General features: G+C 46.6%; 18 protein-coding genes. 2 read left to right on the top strand and 16 right to left on the bottom strand.

Annotated features, from left to right (window positions below; translation table 11 throughout):
- Positions 1-424: 424 nt before the first annotated feature.
- From LRY47_RS02545 to LRY47_RS02510, 8 genes are all read right to left on the bottom strand, one after another.
- Positions 425-886 (bottom strand): peptidylprolyl isomerase, encoded by a 462-nt coding sequence (locus tag LRY47_RS02545; RefSeq protein WP_366043107.1) that lies wholly within the window; start codon positions 884-886, stop codon positions 425-427.
- Between the two features lie 159 nt (positions 887-1,045).
- Positions 1,046-1,753: an ABC transporter ATP-binding protein gene (locus LRY47_RS02540; RefSeq protein ID WP_295222303.1), complete on the bottom strand. Its 708-nt coding sequence runs from the start codon at positions 1,751-1,753 to the stop codon at positions 1,046-1,048.
- A complete protein-coding gene (locus LRY47_RS02535) occupies positions 1,746-2,531 on the bottom strand; it encodes an ABC transporter ATP-binding protein (protein ID WP_295222302.1) in 786 nt (261 codons plus the stop codon). Before LRY47_RS02535 ends, LRY47_RS02540 begins: the two co-directional genes overlap by 8 nt.
- Position 2,532: 1 nt before the next feature.
- Positions 2,533-3,744, bottom strand: coding sequence for a branched-chain amino acid ABC transporter permease (locus tag LRY47_RS02530; RefSeq protein ID WP_295222301.1), 1,212 nt, complete (start codon positions 3,742-3,744; stop codon positions 2,533-2,535).
- Positions 3,745-3,747: 3 nt separating this feature from the next.
- Positions 3,748-4,650, bottom strand: coding sequence for a branched-chain amino acid ABC transporter permease LivH (locus LRY47_RS02525; RefSeq protein ID WP_295222299.1), 903 nt, complete (start codon positions 4,648-4,650; stop codon positions 3,748-3,750).
- A gap of 80 nt (positions 4,651-4,730) precedes the next feature.
- Entirely contained in the window at positions 4,731-5,906 is a 1,176-nt protein-coding gene (locus LRY47_RS02520) for a branched-chain amino acid ABC transporter substrate-binding protein (RefSeq protein ID WP_295222298.1), read from the bottom strand.
- A gap of 171 nt (positions 5,907-6,077) precedes the next feature.
- Positions 6,078-7,037, bottom strand: coding sequence for a hypothetical protein (locus LRY47_RS02515; protein ID WP_295222296.1), 960 nt, complete (start codon positions 7,035-7,037; stop codon positions 6,078-6,080).
- Between the two features lie 37 nt (positions 7,038-7,074).
- Positions 7,075-7,374 (bottom strand): hypothetical protein, encoded by a 300-nt coding sequence (locus LRY47_RS02510; RefSeq protein WP_295222294.1) that lies wholly within the window; start codon positions 7,372-7,374, stop codon positions 7,075-7,077.
- 108 nt (positions 7,375-7,482) lie between these two features.
- Between LRY47_RS02510 and LRY47_RS02505 the strand changes: the two genes are divergently transcribed.
- Entirely contained in the window at positions 7,483-8,385 is a 903-nt protein-coding gene (locus LRY47_RS02505) for a multidrug resistance efflux transporter family protein (RefSeq protein WP_295222292.1), read from the top strand.
- Here the strand turns inward: LRY47_RS02505 and LRY47_RS02500 are convergent, their stop codons facing one another.
- The 4 genes from LRY47_RS02500 to LRY47_RS02485 all read right to left on the bottom strand — a co-directional run bounded on the left by LRY47_RS02500 (position 8,386) and on the right by LRY47_RS02485 (position 10,979).
- Positions 8,386-8,754, bottom strand: a complete 369-nt coding sequence (locus LRY47_RS02500) for a helix-turn-helix domain-containing protein (protein ID WP_366043103.1) — start codon at positions 8,752-8,754, stop codon at positions 8,386-8,388.
- Between the two features lie 60 nt (positions 8,755-8,814).
- Entirely contained in the window at positions 8,815-9,009 is a 195-nt protein-coding gene (gene dmpI / locus LRY47_RS02495; protein ID WP_295222288.1) for a 4-oxalocrotonate tautomerase DmpI, read from the bottom strand.
- A 93-nt stretch (positions 9,010-9,102) separates the two neighbouring features.
- A complete protein-coding gene (locus LRY47_RS02490; protein ID WP_295222286.1) occupies positions 9,103-10,266 on the bottom strand; it encodes a methyltransferase in 1,164 nt (387 codons plus the stop codon).
- Positions 10,263-10,979: a methyltransferase gene (locus tag LRY47_RS02485; RefSeq protein WP_295222284.1), complete on the bottom strand. Its 717-nt coding sequence runs from the start codon at positions 10,977-10,979 to the stop codon at positions 10,263-10,265. The genes LRY47_RS02490 and LRY47_RS02485 overlap by 4 nt, the downstream gene beginning before the upstream one ends.
- Positions 10,980-11,087: 108 nt before the next feature.
- On the opposite strand from LRY47_RS02485, the gene LRY47_RS02480 reads away from it, so the two are divergent.
- Positions 11,088-13,361: a methyl-accepting chemotaxis protein gene (locus tag LRY47_RS02480; RefSeq protein ID WP_295222282.1), complete on the top strand. Its 2,274-nt coding sequence runs from the start codon at positions 11,088-11,090 to the stop codon at positions 13,359-13,361.
- On the opposite strand, the gene LRY47_RS02475 is transcribed toward LRY47_RS02480, so the two are convergent.
- The 4 genes from LRY47_RS02475 to atpD all read right to left on the bottom strand — a co-directional run bounded on the left by LRY47_RS02475 (position 13,358) and on the right by atpD (position 17,094).
- Positions 13,358-13,966, bottom strand: a complete 609-nt coding sequence (locus tag LRY47_RS02475) for a LysE family translocator (RefSeq protein ID WP_295222281.1) — start codon at positions 13,964-13,966, stop codon at positions 13,358-13,360. The two genes, LRY47_RS02480 and LRY47_RS02475, sit on opposite strands and share 4 nt — an antisense overlap.
- A complete protein-coding gene (locus tag LRY47_RS02470; protein ID WP_295222279.1) occupies positions 13,963-15,015 on the bottom strand; it encodes a glycosyltransferase family 4 protein in 1,053 nt (350 codons plus the stop codon). The genes LRY47_RS02475 and LRY47_RS02470 overlap by 4 nt, the downstream gene beginning before the upstream one ends.
- Before the next feature lie 247 nt (positions 15,016-15,262).
- Positions 15,263-15,688, bottom strand: a complete 426-nt coding sequence (locus LRY47_RS02465; RefSeq protein WP_295222277.1) for a F0F1 ATP synthase subunit epsilon — start codon at positions 15,686-15,688, stop codon at positions 15,263-15,265.
- On the bottom strand, positions 15,688-17,094 hold the full coding sequence (gene atpD, locus LRY47_RS02460) for a F0F1 ATP synthase subunit beta (RefSeq protein WP_295222276.1): 1,407 nt from the start codon (positions 17,092-17,094) through the stop codon (positions 15,688-15,690). The genes LRY47_RS02465 and atpD overlap by 1 nt, the downstream gene beginning before the upstream one ends.
- Positions 17,095-17,101 lie beyond the last annotated feature (7 nt).

The following is a 17,101-nucleotide window of genomic DNA, read 5'->3' as shown; positions in this document are numbered from 1 at the left end:
CCCCCCTTTACTAAAGGAGGGAGTTTTCATTCCCCCTTTATTAAAGGGGGATTAAGGGGGATTTACATTCTGATTTTACGGGTGTGGAAGACTGCTTCGTCGCGTTGCTCCTCGCAGTGACGGAATTGGTGCTTTCTTAAACTTGGTGGTTAGAACCGAGCAGTTCAAGGCGGAGGGCAAAAAATATGCGCAGTGTACACATTGTACATGAGCAATTTGTTTTCAGCCAGCTTGGTTCAGAAACATTCGCAATGATAAGGCGAATGTTTTGTTCGACAACGCAGAAATGCGAAGTGTTATAACTGCCAAGGCAGAACTGACTCAGTAATGCGCCGCAAATAACCGCCAATAAAAAACCCGCACAGAAACAAGTTCCACGCGGGTTTATATATGTAATGGCGGAGCAACTCCGCCCTACGGGACGTTATTTTTTGACATAAGCCTTGATTATCTTCTGTTCCTCAACAGGTCTGTCGCCATAACCCGTGCGGACGTTTTCAAGTTTCTCAACAACGTCGTAACCTTCAACAACTTCGCCAAAGATAGTGTGGCGGTTGTCCAGCCAAGGAGTGGGTACAGTTGTTATAAAGAACTGGCTGCCGTTTGTGTTGGGTCCTGCGTTCGCCATTGCGAGCAGTCCTTTTTTGTTAAAGATAAGCTGGCTGAATTCATCCTCAAACTTGCCGCCCCAAAGAGATTCGCCGCCGCGTCCCGTACCTGTTGGGTCGCCGCCCTGAATCATGAATTCCTTGATGATGCGGTGAAAGATGATGCCGTTGTAATAGCCTTTATTCACAAGTCCGACAAAGTTCTCAACGGTTTTCGGAGCCTCTTTCGGGAAGAGTTTGAAAACTATCTTACCCTGAGTTGTTTCAAAAACCACCATAGGCGCTTTTACCGCTTTGGGTTTTGTAGCCTTCGGTTTTTCTGCTTTTGCCTCTGTTGTTTTAGACTTAGCCTCTTTTGCCTTTACGGGTGTGTCCGCTTTTGCTTTTCCTGCCATGATAAACATAACTCCTAAGAAAATGATAAATAATTTTTTCATTTATATCCCCAGATACGCTTTTTTGACCTCTTCATTCACCAGAAGTTTCTGCGCCTCGTCCTCCATAGTGATATGTCCGTTTTCCATGACATAGCCTCTGTGAGCCACTTTCAGAGCAAGGTTCGCATTTTGTTCAACAAGGAAGATGGTTGTACCGTCCTCCTGATTGATACGCTTGATGATGTCGAAGATCTGCCTAACAATAAGAGGGGCGAGACCCAGAGAAGGTTCATCCAGAAGCAGCATTTTCGGACGAGCCATAAGCGCCCTTGAGATGGCAAGCATCTGCTGTTCGCCGCCGGAAAGGGTTCCGCCCTGCTGGTTCTTTCTCTCTCTAAGTCTTGGAAACAGGTCAAAAACATGTTCCAGATCTTTTTTAACGTTGTCCTTATCCTTGCGCAGATACGCGCCGAGGTCAAGGTTTTCCATAACTGTCAGATACGGGAAGATGTGTCTGCCCTCGGGAACGTGAGCAAGCCCCATCTGAACTATCTTATCGGGCTTTTTTCCGCTGATAACTTCACCGTTAAAGCGTATTTCGCCGGATTTCGGGTTCACAATGCCGCTGATAGACATAAGCGTAGTAGTTTTCCCCGCCCCGTTCGCACCGATAAGGGTGATTATCTCGCCCTGTTTTATATTGATGGAAACGTTGTGCAGTGCCTGAATGTTTCCGTAAAACGCATTGATGTTGCTTATCTCAAGCATCAATATCCTCCCCCAGATACGCTTTGATTACCTCAGGATTGTTCCTGATCTCAACAGGCGTACCGTCAGCGATCTTCTGTCCGTGATCCATAACATATATGCGCTCGGACAGGTTCATAACGAGCTTCATATCGTGTTCGATGAGCAGGATTGCTATCTGTTCCGTATCCCTTATCATGCGGATAAGGTGTGTCAGATCGACAGTTTCCTGCGGGTTCATGCCTGCCGCCGGTTCGTCCAGAAGGAGCATCTTCGGCTCTGTGGCAAGCGCCCTTGCTATCTCAAGCTTGCGCTGGTCGCCGTATGGCAGGTTGCTGGCAAGCTCGTCGCACGTTTTTTCAAGCCCCAGCTTTTCAAGAATGACATAACATTCCTGCGCTGCTTTAAGCTCTTCCGCACGGGTTTTCTTGTCGCGGAAAAGAGCGCCGAAGATCTTTGCGGAAAGTCGGCAGTGTTTCCCTATCATAACGTTCTCAAGAACGGTCATGTTCGGGAACAGGCGAATGTTCTGGAAAGTTCTTGCCAGTCCTCGCTCCGTAACCCTGTTAGGCTTAAAACCGTTTATGCGGACGCCGCCTCTGTTCGAGTTCACAAGTATGTCCCCTTTCGTGGGAGTATAGATACCTGTTACACAGTTAAAGAAGGTGGTCTTTCCCGCACCGTTGGGACCGATGAGCGCCACTATCTCTTTCGGTTTAACATATAAATCCACGGAGTCAACGGCGCGTAGACCGCCGAAATCCATGGTAAGTCCTTTTACTTCAAGTATATTTTCCATATCAGCCGCCCAGCCTTTCGTCAACGCCGTGGAACGAGTATTTCCTTCGGAAATTGCTCACAAGTCCCTGCGGACGGAAAACCATCATAACAACCATCGCACCGCCGAAGACCAGCATACGGTATTCGGAGAAGGTACGCATATACTCGGGCAGCAGTATCATGATAAGCGCGCCGAGGATAACACCCGGGATTGAACCCATACCGCCGAGAACCACTATAGAAAGGATGATAGCAGACTCAAGGAATGTGAACGAAGCGGGGTTGATGAACGATGTCTTAGCTGCAAATACCACACCCATGAGACCAGCCCATGTTGCGCCCAGTGCAAAAGCCATGAGCTTTGTTCTGGTACGCCCGATACCCATCGCCTGACAGGCTATCTCGTCCTCGCGGAGAGCCAGCCATGCACGCCCGATACGGGAGTTTTGCAGTCTGCCGACGAAGAATATGGTAATGATGGTGAACACCACCATCATGTAATATACGCCGTCAGTCATCTGGTTCAGGTTCAGTTCCAGACCGAAGAAGTTCGGTTTATCTATGCCAGCGATACCGCTGGGACCATGTGAAAAATCGTTCCAGTTTTCAAGCACCAGCCTGATTATCTCTCCAAAGCCCAGTGTAACAATTGCGAGGTAGTCGCCGCGCAGACGAAGCACGGGAAAACCGAGCAGTATGCCGAATATCGCCGCGAGCGCTCCGCCGATGGGAAGCACAATCCAGAACGACATTCCGAATGTCGTGTTAAGAAGCGCATAAGTGTAAGCACCCACCGCATAGAAAGCAACGTAGCCGAGGTCAAGAAGACCAGCCAGTCCCACAACTATGTTAAGTCCGAGACCAAGCACGATATACATAAGCGCAACCGTGAATATGTTTATCTGGTAAGCGTCCATGAACATAGGGAAAAAAAGAAGAGCCACAAGCAATGCGCCCTGCAAGGCTCTTTTTGAAATGGGATTTTCGGCTAAATATGCCTGCGTGCGTGTTGAAATACTCTCTTTTTTCGCGGAGGGCTTATCCTTGCGTTCAAGGAGCCAACGCCAGACAAAGGAACCCACAAAAACCCCTACACCGATGAACACCATGTTCATCCAGCGCCATTCTATTGTTTTGTAGACCGTGTTAACCTTTATCACCATTATGGGAAATGTCAGAAACATAAACCATATGGCAGCTTTTAACGATTTAATTATCTCCTGTGCTATCATACCTTACACCTTCTTGGTCTCAGACTTGCCGAGAAGTCCGGCAGGTCGGAAGATAAGTATAAGTACGAGAAGAGCGAAAGCGAACACGTCTTCATAGTCGCTGGAGACGTATCCTGTTGCAAAGCTCTCTGTCCAGCCAAGAATCAGTGCGCCCAGAACCGCGCCGGGGATAGAGCCTATCCCGCCCAGAACAGCCGCTGTGAACGCTTTGATACCGGCGATGAAGCCGATATAAAAGTTTATCTGACCTATGTGGTTTGCGATGAGAACGCCGCCAAGCGCTGCAAGGGAAGAACCGATGATGAATGTCACCGAAATAACCCTGTCAACGTCTATACCGATGAGCAGAGCCATTGTCTTATCCTGTGCGGTTGCGCGCATCGCTTTGCCGATGTTGGTGAATTTGATGAACACTGTCAGAAGCACCATAACAACCATTGTGGTCACCACAATGACCAGCTCGGCAGAACTGAAAATATGTGAAACAGGTTCCATGAAAGCGAACTCAGGTATTAATCTAGGGAATGGCAGGAAATCGGATGTCTGTGCAAGAAGCACATAGTTTTGAAGAAATATGGACATACCGATTGCACTGATAAGAGGCGAAAGCCTCGGAGCGTTTCTCAGCGGTTTATAAGCTATTTTTTCGACTGTGTATCCGTATGCGGAGGAATAAACTATCGCCGCCGCAGTGGCTATAACTAATATCGCGGCGGAGTTCAGACCGAAAATGGTCAGAACACTGGCTACTATAAGTGCCGTGAATGCGCCTATCATGTATATTTCGCCGTGGGCAAAGTTGATAAGCTGAACAATTCCGTACACCATGGTGTATCCAAGTGCGATAAGAGCATATATGCTGCCCCTCGTCAGTCCGCCGAGGAACAGTTCAAGGAAATAATCCATGATAACCTCTTTATGGTTTTATCAAGCCGGAATAAAAAAAGCGGGGAACGCAAGCTCCCCGCAGTTCTTCTTTTGAATTGTTACTTAACTTCGACGTATGCGCCGTTCTGTACCTGATAAACAGAGAACTCAGCGCCGATAGCATCGCCTTTCTCGTCAAACTTGATTTTGCCGATAGGTGTTTCAACATCTTCAGTTCTGAGAGCGTTGGTGAGCTTGTCATAGTCGGTTGAACCTGCTTTCTCGATAGCGTTTGTGATAGCGAGCATAGCAGTGTAAGCGTTCAGATAGAACGCACCGGGATCTTCACCGTAAGCGTCTTTATGTTTTTTTGTGGCTTCGATTGCAAGAGGGTTTTTGGACACGTCTTTGGGACCTGTCGCATAAACGCCTTCAGCATAATGACCTGCAACTTTGATAAATGTGTCGTCTTTAACGCCGTCATCGGAAACAAACTTAACGTTGAGTTTTTTCTTAGCAAGCAGGGTAACGATCTTAGCCGCTTCGGGGTGGTAACCGCCGTAAAGAACAACTTCAGCGCCGGACTGTTTGATCTTCTGAACTATGGCAGAATAGTCAACCGCGCCGGGGGTGATACCTTCGTAAAGGACGATATCAAGTTTTTTGTCTGCTTCTGCAAAGCCTTTTGCAAATTCTGCAAGACCTTTACCATAGTCGCCTTTGTCGTGGATGATAGCTATTTTTTTAAGTTTCAGAACGTTTGTGATGTAGTCGATTTCAAGTCTTGCCTGAGAATCGTCGGGAGCGATTGTTCTGAAGAAGTTAGGATATTCGCCTGACTTTGTGAGTTCGGGGCTTGTTGCAGAGGGAGACATAACGGGGATTTTAGCCGCAAGGTATGTTCCCATAGCTGCTTTTGTTGCGCCTGAACAGATGTGACCGAGAACGGCAACAACGTGTTCGGAAACGAGTTTGTTAGCAGAGCTTACTGCTACTTCGGGTTTACAAACGTCGTCAACAACAACAAGCTCAACTTTTTTACCGAGCAGACCGCCTTTGTCGTTGATATCCTTAACAACAAATTCAGCAGCTTTCACAGAGGGAAGACCATAGGAAGCAAGGTCGCCTGAATGTGCGCCTGCAACACCTATTTTGATAACATCGCCTGTTGCTGCGGGTGCCGCAGCTTCGGCAGCGGGAGCTTGTTCCGCAGGCTTGGCCTCTTCTTTCGGTTTCTGGCTGCATCCTGCAAAAACGAACATTGCCGCAAGGGCAAAAAGAAGCAGTTTCTTCATTTTTTCCTCCTATTGGTATCTTTTCAAGCGTAAAGGGGAATTGTAAAGAAACTTAATTTGACAGTCAAGCGCTATATAAAGGACTCATTAACTTATTGATAACTTTAGATATCTAATTTCAATATAATTGAACAAGTTTCAGGGAAACTGCACATATTCTTTCCACAACTGTTATTGGAATCTCTGTGCCGCCGAAAACAGGATTATCAGAAAACAAAATAAATAAAGAATCTTATTTTTGATTATGACAAACGGATAGTCCGCAGAAAAAAGAAAAACAAGCATAACTGTCATGGAAGGGATTACTGCGAGCGCCCCGACACCCTGAGAAAAATACATGACAGCAAGTCCTAATGCACTCACGAGAGCCTTGAAAACCACAAGACGGTCGTATTCATAGACGAAAAGCACTCTGCCGATGTAATAAAGGAAATAGCACATGATAAAGAAGAAACTGTAGATAACAATTTGTTGTCTGATACCATCGAACCATCCCCGCACATGCGACGCGCTGTAAAACCACGACCAGAAATCAACACTGGCATGCAGAAACAGGATGACAAGGCAGAACGATGACAGCACTGCAAGCATTTCATATCTGCCGAGACTGCCGTCAGGTTCATTCCGCATAGGGAGTGCTTTTTCAAAGGCTATGCATACAGCCGCAAGCAATAATGCTATGACAAAAAACGGAATGATGTATCCAGGCACCATTGTCGATGTCAAAAAACCGGATGAGAGGCTGAATACAGAACCTCCGCCGGATGCCGCTGTGAAAACCTGCGAAAAATAATCCCCAAGAGCGCCGTGTCTGTTGAGAAACAGCATGAACAAAGCAGACGGAAAAAGACTGCCGAAAGCATAAACCATTATACCCGCGAGCCTTCTTGTTTTGACTCCCTGTAAAAATATCACGACAAATATGGCAAGCGGAACGAAAAGCCCCGTGGTCTGTTTGGTAAGGAAACTAAGTCCGCCGAAGATGCCGCCCAGAAAAAGCAGCCGCAACGACGCGCGGGAAAAAAGGTCAACAATATAAAACGATGCGAAAAAGCAGGAGAACAGTGCAAACGTCAGACAAAGCTGGTTATATGACATAATTCCGTCGGTGGCTGCACCGGAATAGACCATCAGCGACGTGACAAGTGCAGTGAAGACATATTTGGGTTCAAAAAAAACGTGTCAGAAGGAGATATGCGGATGAAAGCAGAAGGATACGTTCAAAAATGCCGTAGATCCTTCCGACCATGAAACCGTCACCGAAAGCTCCGACAAGGAACGCGTGTATATAAAGATAAACAGGTTGGAAATGAGAATAAAAATCCTTATAAGGCATCTGACCTTTGAGTATATTTTCGCCGAAAAGCTGAAACCAGCCCTCCTGAACAGGCATAGCGTGCCTGAAAAATAAAAGGTGATAAACAAGCGCAAACGTAATAACAGCGAATAAACCGACCCTTTTTTCCATCCAACCCCTCTAAATTGTTACAAATCAGTAACCTTTTTAATCTTCGCTGTCAATACCGCATAACGTTCAAATTGATTTCATACATTATTTTGTGATATAGCAACCGGAATGAAAAAAGCTGTTATTTTAGGCATCGCGGGGGCATTTTTCTTCGCGTTCACATTCGTTCTGAACAAAAGTATGCATCTTTCAGGCGGAAACTGGATATGGAGCGCCAGCCTGCGCTATCTTTTCACACTGCCGATACTCGCTGTGATTGTGGGACAACGCTACGGATTCAGAAATATTCACTCAGCCATAGGGAACACTCCGAAGCAATGGCTTCTGTGGAGTACGGTGGGCTTCGGTCTGTTCTATGCACCTGTAGCCTTTGCCGGAGACCACGGCGAGGCATGGCTTGTGGCGGCATCATGGCAGATAACCATAACCGCAGGCGTGCTTCTTTCGCCTCTTTTCAATACAAAGATATCAATGCGCAACCTCGCTGCTTCCGCTGTGATACTTCTGGGTGTTTTCATGCTCCAGACACGCGAAATACATGAATTTGGTGCATCTTCCGCAGTTTATACTCTTGTGCCGATACTTATAGCCGCTTTTGCATATCCTCTCGGTAACAGGAAGATGATGCTCGTCTGCAATAGTGAAATATCAACAATGGAAAGGGTATATGGAATGACGCTGTGCAGTATGCCTTTCTGGCTGATACTGAGTGTTTACGGTTTATTCGCAAAAGGAGCGCCATCGGCGGGTCAGAGTTTTCAGGCGTTTCTTGTAGCTCTTTTTTCCGGTGTGACAGCCACTCTGCTCTTTTTCAAAGCAACGGATATGGTTAAAACAAACATAAGATGGCTCGCCGCTGTGGAATCCACACAGGCTTTCGAGGTTATCTTTTCTCTTCTGGGCGGCATGCTGCTGCTTGGCGAAGCGATACCGGATATGTCAGGAATTGCGGGTATATCCCTTATAGTGGGCGGAATAGTCCTGAACAGTCTGTTTTCGCTCAGGCATTAATTACTTATCGGATTTCTTCTTAAACGCAAAGTGGTCTGTAAAACCGAAAACCTCTTCTGACCATTTCAGCGACCATGCGCCGAAAGGCAAAAGAAGCTGAATCAACTCTCTGCCCCTTTCCGTAAGCTGATAACCGTCCAGTGTTCTCTCAACAATATCAGCATTGCGCAGGTCCTTCAGACGGGTATTAAGTATTGACGGTGAAATGGATTCGCACCTTTCCTGAAGCTCTCTGAATGTAAGGGCATGCCCGTTCAGGTTCCATATGATACCCATAGCCCAACTTCTGCCCAAAAGATCAAAAATTGCCATTATAGGAGCTCCTGAATGTGAGCCTCTTACGGGTTTGCCAGGTGACGGTATAGACATATGAACTCCTTAAAAATCTGCCGCCCTCCCGAAAAGAGAGCGGCATATCGTAGTTTTTTGTTATTTTCCGGCTCGCTTTTCCGCCAGAGTCTGTCCGCCGACGCCGATGCTTTCATAGTCGTACTCATCAACAAACACAACGAAAGAAGCTGAGGGAATCTGCGTGATCTCAGAAGCTGCCGCAGTTATCTTTTCTACAAATTCTTTTTTCTTATCAACTGTCATTTTGCCCATCTGGATAGTTATTACTGGCATATTCAACCTCTAAAATTATTTATTGCAGCACTGCTATTGTTTTAATAGCATGCTACGAATTTAATAGCAAGAGATTTTACCGGAAAATAACCTTTAATTATACAGTTCCAGCAATACAGCACTCTCCACATGGTATGAACCGGGAAACATGTCCGCCACGGTGAGCTTTGCCACACGGTATTTTTCTGAAAGTCTTTTTATGTCGCGCGCAAGGGTGTCGGGGCTGCATGAGATATAGACTACCTTTTTCGCACCGCTGTTTTTTATAAAATCCGTAACACTTTTATCAAGCCCTGTTCTGGGCGGGTCAACAACAACCATGTCATACTTTTCCCTCAGTCGTCCAATCAGAGTTTCACTGGAAACAGCCATCCAGTTCACGTTCTTAAGTTCCGCGCGTCTTGCGAGTGCAATGGATTCCTTCGCTATCTCCGCCGCCGTCACACGCTCACATTTCATGGCAAGCGCCAGCGTCAGAAATCCGGAACCGCAGTATAATTCCAGTGCGTTTTTCCCTGCGGAGTTCTCGTAAACGAAATCCTGCAAATAGCCGGAAAGATACCTGTTCCCCTGCAAAAAAGTGCTGAATCCTGCATGAAAAGTGCCGTATTTAGTCCCGAACAGGATGGTTTTCAATCCGCTTACGCCATCTTCAGTTTCCAGACCTGAAAAGCCGCATAACCCGTTCACTGAAGCATATGTTTTACCAAGCGCCATCCCCTCTTCGTTCTCTGTGACATAAAGAGTGTGGCTTCCGCTTATTTTTGAAGCAAGAGCCTGCGCTTTTTCAACTATGCTTCTTTTTATGACGGGACAGTCATTCACAGGCAGAAAATCGTTGGATTTGAACTTAAAAAAACCTATTCTCCCGTCTCTTATGCGGAAAGTTGCCCGATTTCTGAATTCCCTGAAATCAGCTGACAGCACTTCCGGTTCAGTGTGAGCAATACCAGCTCTTTTAAGCTGTCCCAGCACAAAATTCTTCTTTATCTCCGTCTGATGTTCAGCCGCTATATGTCCGAACGTACAGCCGCCGCATATGCCCAGATGCGGGCAATAGCGCTCGCCCCGTTTATCCGATGCAGTAATCACTTCCGCAAGCTCTCCGTATGTGAAATTCTTTTTATCTTCCGCTACGCGGTAGCTCACAGTATCGCCCTCAACGGTATGCGGAATAAACACAACCCGACCGTCGGGCATGGTTCCCACACCATAGCCGCCGTATGCAGTATCTTTTATGTAAGTTTCGTATTTCAAATCCATTCTCCTGAAAAAATATTTTCGTGCATCGGCGAAGGTACGCCGTTTATCTTCTGGTAAAGCGGCGCCTCAAATGAAAGCTCCCTTTTTCCGCCCTTGCGGAATTCCATGAGTATCACTTTCGGTTTAACGTTTATATCCGGACAGACAGGCATCAGCCTTTTCGCCTCAAACCCGAACTTATTCGCCGATTCAAAAAGCACGGGCATCATATCAGCATCATAGCTTAAAAACAGTCCTGCGCCGAACTTCAGAAAACTGCGGCAGAAAGAAAAAATATCATCCGCTGTCAAAGTGGTTGTAAATCGGGCATTCAGTTCTGTTTCATCAGTCGGAACCCTTCCGGATGACGGGTCGCGATATGGAGGGTTGCACACTGCGCCATCGTACTGGAAATCCGGTCTGTATGACCTTATGTCGATATTCATTTGTTTAACGTTGTTTTGAATTTCACAAAGCCCCACAGTTTCATCCAGACAGTTAAACATAACAGGCTGCATTTCAACAGCATCGCATTGTTTAATTCCTTTAAGCTTCACAAGCAGTGCCGTAATAACGCCGCTGCCTGAGCCTATATCAACAATTCTTTTATTACCAGATAATTGAGCAAACCATGCAAGATACACCGAATCCACTCCGAATCGGAAACCGTTCTCCGGCTGGCATATTCTAATATCGCTTTTTATTATCGGGTCTATAGTTTTCTGCATTTTGGAATTACCGTTCTATAATTATTATTGACATTATTTTTGCACAGTAACATAATCGCAAAGTTTAAACATATTGATTTATAAATATATCACAATACGGGTTTGACCATGAAGAAAGAAAAACGCATATCCATCAGCTTAAAATTATCATTCATAACTCTTTCCGGCTTTATAATGCTCGGTCTTATTGTCACTCTTGTCTCAGTCAACAGCAGTATAAACAGTCTGACAGAAGCCACAACACAAAAGCTTGATTCCATCAGCCGTTCGCAGAAACTTGCCATCGAAGAGTTTTCGTCAAACGTCTCCGCATCTCTGCAGGTCATCGCTTCGCAGGAGGGAACACTTGTTGCCGTTGAAGATTTCACCGACGGCTTCGCAAAACTTCCGCAGTTTCTCAATACCGAAGAATCGAAGCTGGATTCTATGCTTTCTTCAATGTACGAAAAGGACTATCTGGAAAAGATAAACTTCAGCATACTGAACTCACAGCAGAAACAGGCTCCGTCGGCGTATCTTCCGCCTTCGTACAGCGGAAAACTTGTTCAGCAGATAATGATATACGAAAACCCCAACGACGTAAACAACAGGATGAAACTGGACAGGGCAAAACATATCTGTTCCTACTGCACAACCCACGCCCAGTACCACCACCAGTTCAGAAGTATAATGGAAAAGCTCCACCTGAAAGACATCTATCTCATAGATAACGAAGGAAACGTTCTCTACTCAGTCAGCAAAGAGATGGATCTGGGGCTCAACCTTAAAGAAGGATACATAAAAGACACGGGTCTCGGAAAACTCTTCGCATCCATGGAAAACGAAGAGGGAGACAAAGTATATTTTTCCGATTTCGCACCCTACCTGCCAAGCTGGAACACTCCATCCGCTTTTGTCGGAACAACCGTAAGGGTTGAAGACGAAAAGATAGGCTACATAGTATTTCAGCTCGATCCTGCCAATATCACAGATATAACCAACTTCGGCGGAGCATACGAAGAGGCTGGGCTGGGCAAAACAGGCGAATCATATCTCATAGGAAAAGACGGGTATATGCGCAGCAACAGCAGATTTGCCGAAACCATGGATTTTCCTGAAATAAAAAAAGCAGGAACCACCGTCTCCGTCATGAAGGTGGATACCGATTACGGGAAAAAAGCCGTCAACGGTGAAACAGGTTCTGTAACAGCCAAATCTGCCAGCGGGAAAACTGTAATGGCTTCCTATCTGCCGGTAAAATTTTTCGGTGCGGATATGGAACTCATCGTAAAAATGGACAGAGACGAAGCTCTCGCAGGAGCCTATAAGCTCCGAAATATGATAATCATCACGGCATTAGTCCTTATAGTCATTTTCACTTCAGTAGCCCTCATTTTCATTAAAAAGTTCGTTGTTGACAAGATACGGGGACTTACTAAAGTAACCAAAGACATCGCCACAGGCGACGGCGACCTTACCCAGCGCATCCCCATCACGGCAAACGACGAGATAGGCGACCTGTCGGGCTATTTCAATAAATTCATTGAAAACGTGGGGAATATCGTCCGAGACGTACAGAATTCTTCCGCCACTGTATCAAAAGGCACAACAGACCTCGCCACCACAACCGAACAGCTCAGCGGCACATTTGCGGAACAGGCACAAAGCATATCGTCCGTTGCATCCGCAATGGATGAACTAAACGCCACTACGGCAGAGATAATGAATAACTGTCAGTCCGCAATGCAAAAAGCGGAAAACGCCGCCAACATCACCAACAACGGAAAAGGCATGATAGACAAAACTGTCGGCAAGATAGGCGACATTAAGCAGAAAACAACTGAACTCGGCGAAACTATACATAATCTTTCGGAATCATCCACAAAGATTTCGGACATAGTAAACGTTATTAATGACATAGCAGACCAGACCAATCTGCTTGCCCTTAACGCAGCCATCGAGGCGGCAAGAGCAGGAGAAGCCGGACGGGGCTTCGCAGTTGTAGCAGACGAAGTACGCAAACTGGCAGAGCGCACACAATCGGCAACAGGCGAAATACATTCAATTATCATGGAATTTCAGTCTGAAACAAAGTCTGCAACGAAAAATATGGATTCAGCGGAAACGTCTGTCAACGAAGGGGTTCATATGATGGAGCAGACCAGAAGCGTTTTTGATACCATAGTCAGCTCCGTTACGGATATTAAAGAAGCTAACACATTTATAAACAACTCAGTTTCGGAACAAATGACCACAATAGATTCCGTGAACAGCGACGTGCAAAGCATATCAGCAAGTATCGAAGAGAGCAACGCCGCGCTGTCGAACGTGTCGAACACCATCTCCGATCAGGAACAGGAAGCTGCGAGCCTCCACGATGTTGTAAACAGATTCAAAGTTTAAGGTCTTTTAAAGATAAGGAACGAACCAGTGCCGATGAGGGCTGCACCCGCGGCACGGTTCAGATTCCGTCCGCCCTTTCCGCTGATGAACCTGCCTGTTCTGTGCGCCGCATATGCATAGATACCCATAACACAGCTTATTACGAACGCCACCAGAACAGCAGTTATCATTGCATCCCCAAGAGACAGCTTCGTCAGATCCATGAAGTTGGGCAGAAAACCGCAATAGAAGATTATGACTTTGGGATTTGTTATTGTTATGAAAAAACCGCCGAAAAACCTGCCCTTTCCGCTAGGAAGTGCGGGTTTCTGTGTTTTCTGCTCCTTTGAGAAGAGCAGTTTTATACCCAGATAAAGAAGATATACGCCGCCCGCTATGCGGATATACATGAACGCTTCGCCCATGACAGATGCGACTGCGGCAAGACCGAAGATAGCAAACACGAGATAAACCATATCGCCTGCGATCATCCCCAAAATAAAATACGCCGCGCTTTTCAGCCCGTTGCGCATACTCTCCGCCACAACACCCAGTGCGCCGGGACCGGGGCTTGCAACAAACAATGACATTGCAAGAACAAAGGCTATTGATGTCTGTATGGTCATATCACTTCTCCGCTGAGAATCTTTTCAAGTTTTTCCGTATTCTTTTCTATGTCAAACAGATCAAGACACCTTTTCCGTGCCGCCTGACCGTATTTTTTTCTCATATCTAAATGTTCCGCAAAGAGCCTTATTGCATCATAAAGCCCCTTTGAATCGCCTTTGTCAAGGATTATGCATGCATCACCCGTAAGCTCCTTAACAGCACCCGCATTGAAGGCAACACAGGGAAGCCCAGTGAACATAGCTTCCAGCAGGGTGTTGGGAAAATTCTCCTCAAGACTGGGCAGAGCGAATACATCAAGGCTTTGCAAAAATGCTGGAACATCGGTCTGGAATCCGCAGAACTCAACAAATTCGTTAAGTTCCTGAATTGCGACATACTCTTTAAGCTGTGCTTCATTACTGCCAGTTCCGGCTATGAGCAGTTTAAACTTCACACCGTCATCAGCAAGCATCCTTGCGGCATCCAGAAGGTATATGTGTCCTTTTGTCACAGATAACTGGCTTGAAACGCCGATGGTTATGTCAATCTTATCAGAAGGCATCTTCGGTTTGAATTTTTCTCTGTCCTTACTGTTGAAAAGGACGCTTATTATATCAGCCCGCATCCAAGGCAGTTTTGATATATCTTCTTTGAGTCCCTGACTTGGAACGATGATTCCTTTTATGAACCCGTGCAGTCTTTTTTCTTCAGAGGTGTTTTTATAATCCTGAGGCAACCCCACACGGTGATACACCGGAACGCCTGCCAGCTTACATGCAACAGCGCCTATATTGACATCTTTTGAGATATTGACCACAGCCGCGTCAACTTTTCTGCTTTTGAGGATTGAGAATATCTTTGCTATAGTCACAGGGTTATATTTCATACCGGGTCGCATAACGTGAGTTTCAAAACCTGCGTCGATGCATTTCTGAACGAACGGTGTGTCCGGACGCACAACAGCAACGACCTTATGCCCGCGCTTAACCAGCTGGCTGCCGTAGTCTATCGTCCAGGTTTTTACTCCGCCCCAGCGTTTGTTAAAGTTGATGAAACAGATGTTCATGTAGCGCACCTATAATAAGAATAGACTGCCGCGTCGCTGCCGTTCCTCGCGGAGACCGCATCAGCATCTAAATTTAGCGTTTATATGCAAGCAGTACAAGGAAGATTTTTAATCACGAAGGGGAGTGTACATATAAGTACATGACCCGAGAGATTATAAAGCTGACGCCGTAATGCTCCGCATATAAACGCTAAAAGCAAAAAGGGCAGCCGTTAAGCTGCCCTTCGATTTAGTTGTTAAAGAAGTCTTACTTGGCTCCCTTATACTTCTCAGCGATCTGCACTCTGATGAGCTCTTTCATAAGCTCAATCTCCACAGCCTTGAATGTTTTTTCGTCAGCTTTACGCTCACGTTCAAGTGCTGCTTCCGCTTTAAGTTTTCGCTGAACAGCCTCTTCAAGGTCAATTTCATGACCGAGTTCGGCGTCGTCTGCAAGCACGATAACCCTGTTGTTGTTCACTTCAAGGAATCCGCCGCCGACTATCGCAACGTATTCGAGTTTGCCTTTAATTCTGTAGGCAAGCTCGCCAACTCTCAAAGCAGTAAGGAGAGGTGCGTGGTCGGGCAGAACACCAAGGTCGCCCTCTACGCCGGGTGCTATCACTTCGTCTACATCCTCGGAGAGAATTTGTCTCACCGGAGTAACAAGTTCAAGCCTTACAGTCTCTGCCATTATTTGCTGCCTGCTTTAAGTTTTTCAGCCGCTGCATAAACCTCGTCAAGTCCGCCGACCATATAGAATGCCTGTTCGGGCAGGTGGTCAACTTCGCCTGCGAGCAGAGCTTTGAAAGCTTTTACAGTTTCTTTCAGAGGCACATACTTACCGGGTGTACCTGTGAACTGCTCTGCAACGTGGAAGGGCTGAGAAAGGAATCTTTGAATCTTTCTAGCTCTTGCAACGGTATTTTTATCAGTTTCAGAAAGCTCTTCCATACCAAGGATGGCGATGATGTCCTGAAGCTCTTTATATCTCTGAAGTACAGCCTGAACACCGCGGGCGATATCATAGTGTTCCTGACCAACGATGTTGGGGTCAAGAATACGTGATGTTGAATCCAGCGGGTCAACTGCAGGGTAGATACCAAGTTCTGCGATCTGACGTGAAAGAACTGTTGTCGCGTCAAGGTGCGCAAATGTCGTAGCGGGAGCGGGGTCGGTAAGGTCATCCGCAGGAACGTATACAGCCTGTACGGAAGTAATAGAACCTTTTGATGTAGATGTAATCCTTTCCTGAAGCTCACCCATCTCTGTACCCAGTGTAGGCTGGTAACCAACCGCAGAGGGCATACGACCAAGCAGAGCCGAAACCTCGGAACCTGCCTGAGAGAAACGGAAGATGTTGTCAACGAACAGAAGCACGTCCTGACCTTCAACATCACGGAAGTATTCCGCAATGGTAAGACCTGTAAGCGCAACTCTCATACGCGCGCCGGGGGGCTCGTTCATCTGACCATACACCAGGGCAACTTTATCCAAAACGCCCGATTCGGACATTTCAAGGTAAAGGTCGTTACCCTCTCTGGTACGCTCACCAACGCCGGCGAATACGGAGTAACCACCGTGCTGTTTCGCGATGTTGTTGATAAGTTCCATGATGATAACCGTTTTACCAACGCCCGCACCGCCGAAAAGACCGGTTTTACCGCCTTTTGTGTAGGGTTCGAGCAGGTCGATAACTTTGATACCTGTTTCAAGTATCTCATATCCTGTATCCTGATCCTCAAGCAGAGGAGCGGGTCTGTGGATAGGCCAGCGCTCTTTGCACTCGATAGGACCTTGTTCGTCAACAGGGTCTCCTGTAACGTTGATGATACGTCTAAGAACTTTGTCGCCTACGGGAGCTGATATGGGCTTACCCGTGTCGATGGCATCCGATCCTCTGACAAGGCCGTCTGTAGAGGTCATCGCAACTGAACGTACGATGTTCTCTCCAAGGTGCTGCTCAACCTCACAAATGATTGTGCGGCCGTCACCCTGGATTTCAAGGGCGTTGTAGATTTCGGGAAGATGGCCTGTCTCGAACTTAACGTCCACGACAGGGCCGATAACCTGAACAATTTTGCCTTTGTTTTCAGCCATTTCCTGA

It is taken from the genome of Seleniivibrio sp. (assembly GCF_021209385.1).
Classification (GTDB): domain Bacteria; phylum Chrysiogenota; class Deferribacteres; order Deferribacterales; family Geovibrionaceae; genus Seleniivibrio.
Note: the sequence above shows the minus strand (reverse complement) of the source record. Positions and strands in the feature narration are given on the sequence as shown.

What these genes read in the sequence shown, in the direction of transcription:
- LRY47_RS02535 (WP_295222302.1), bottom strand. Translation starts at nt 2,531, where the DNA reads ATGGAAAATATACTTGAAGTAAAAGGACTTACCATGGATTTCGGCGGT.
- LRY47_RS02475 (WP_295222281.1), bottom strand. Translation starts at nt 13,966, where the DNA reads ATGACCATACAGACATCAATAGCCTTTGTTCTTGCAATGTCATTGTTT.
- LRY47_RS02530 (WP_295222301.1), bottom strand. Translation starts at nt 3,744, where the DNA reads ATGATAGCACAGGAGATAATTAAATCGTTAAAAGCTGCCATATGGTTT.
- LRY47_RS02505 (WP_295222292.1), top strand. Translation starts at nt 7,483, where the DNA reads ATGAAAAAAGCTGTTATTTTAGGCATCGCGGGGGCATTTTTCTTCGCG.
- LRY47_RS02545 (WP_366043107.1), bottom strand. Translation starts at nt 886, where the DNA reads ATGGTGGTTTTTGAAACAACTCAGGGTAAGATAGTTTTCAAACTCTTC.
- dmpI (WP_295222288.1), bottom strand. Translation starts at nt 9,009, where the DNA reads ATGCCAGTAATAACTATCCAGATGGGCAAAATGACAGTTGATAAGAAA.
- LRY47_RS02485 (WP_295222284.1), bottom strand. Translation starts at nt 10,979, where the DNA reads ATGCAGAAAACTATAGACCCGATAATAAAAAGCGATATTAGAATATGC.
- LRY47_RS02540 (WP_295222303.1), bottom strand. Translation starts at nt 1,753, where the DNA reads ATGCTTGAGATAAGCAACATCAATGCGTTTTACGGAAACATTCAGGCA.
- LRY47_RS02500 (WP_366043103.1), bottom strand. Translation starts at nt 8,754, where the DNA reads ATGTCTATACCGTCACCTGGCAAACCCGTAAGAGGCTCACATTCAGGA.
- LRY47_RS02470 (WP_295222279.1), bottom strand. Translation starts at nt 15,015, where the DNA reads ATGAACATCTGTTTCATCAACTTTAACAAACGCTGGGGCGGAGTAAAA.
- atpD (WP_295222276.1), bottom strand. Translation starts at nt 17,094, where the DNA reads ATGGCTGAAAACAAAGGCAAAATTGTTCAGGTTATCGGCCCTGTCGTG.
- LRY47_RS02525 (WP_295222299.1), bottom strand. Translation starts at nt 4,650, where the DNA reads ATGGATTATTTCCTTGAACTGTTCCTCGGCGGACTGACGAGGGGCAGC.
- LRY47_RS02515 (WP_295222296.1), bottom strand. Translation starts at nt 7,037, where the DNA reads ATGGTCTATTCCGGTGCAGCCACCGACGGAATTATGTCATATAACCAG.
- LRY47_RS02520 (WP_295222298.1), bottom strand. Translation starts at nt 5,906, where the DNA reads ATGAAGAAACTGCTTCTTTTTGCCCTTGCGGCAATGTTCGTTTTTGCA.
- LRY47_RS02465 (WP_295222277.1), bottom strand. Translation starts at nt 15,688, where the DNA reads ATGGCAGAGACTGTAAGGCTTGAACTTGTTACTCCGGTGAGACAAATT.
- LRY47_RS02510 (WP_295222294.1), bottom strand. Translation starts at nt 7,374, where the DNA reads ATGGAAAAAAGGGTCGGTTTATTCGCTGTTATTACGTTTGCGCTTGTT.
- LRY47_RS02480 (WP_295222282.1), top strand. Translation starts at nt 11,088, where the DNA reads ATGAAGAAAGAAAAACGCATATCCATCAGCTTAAAATTATCATTCATA.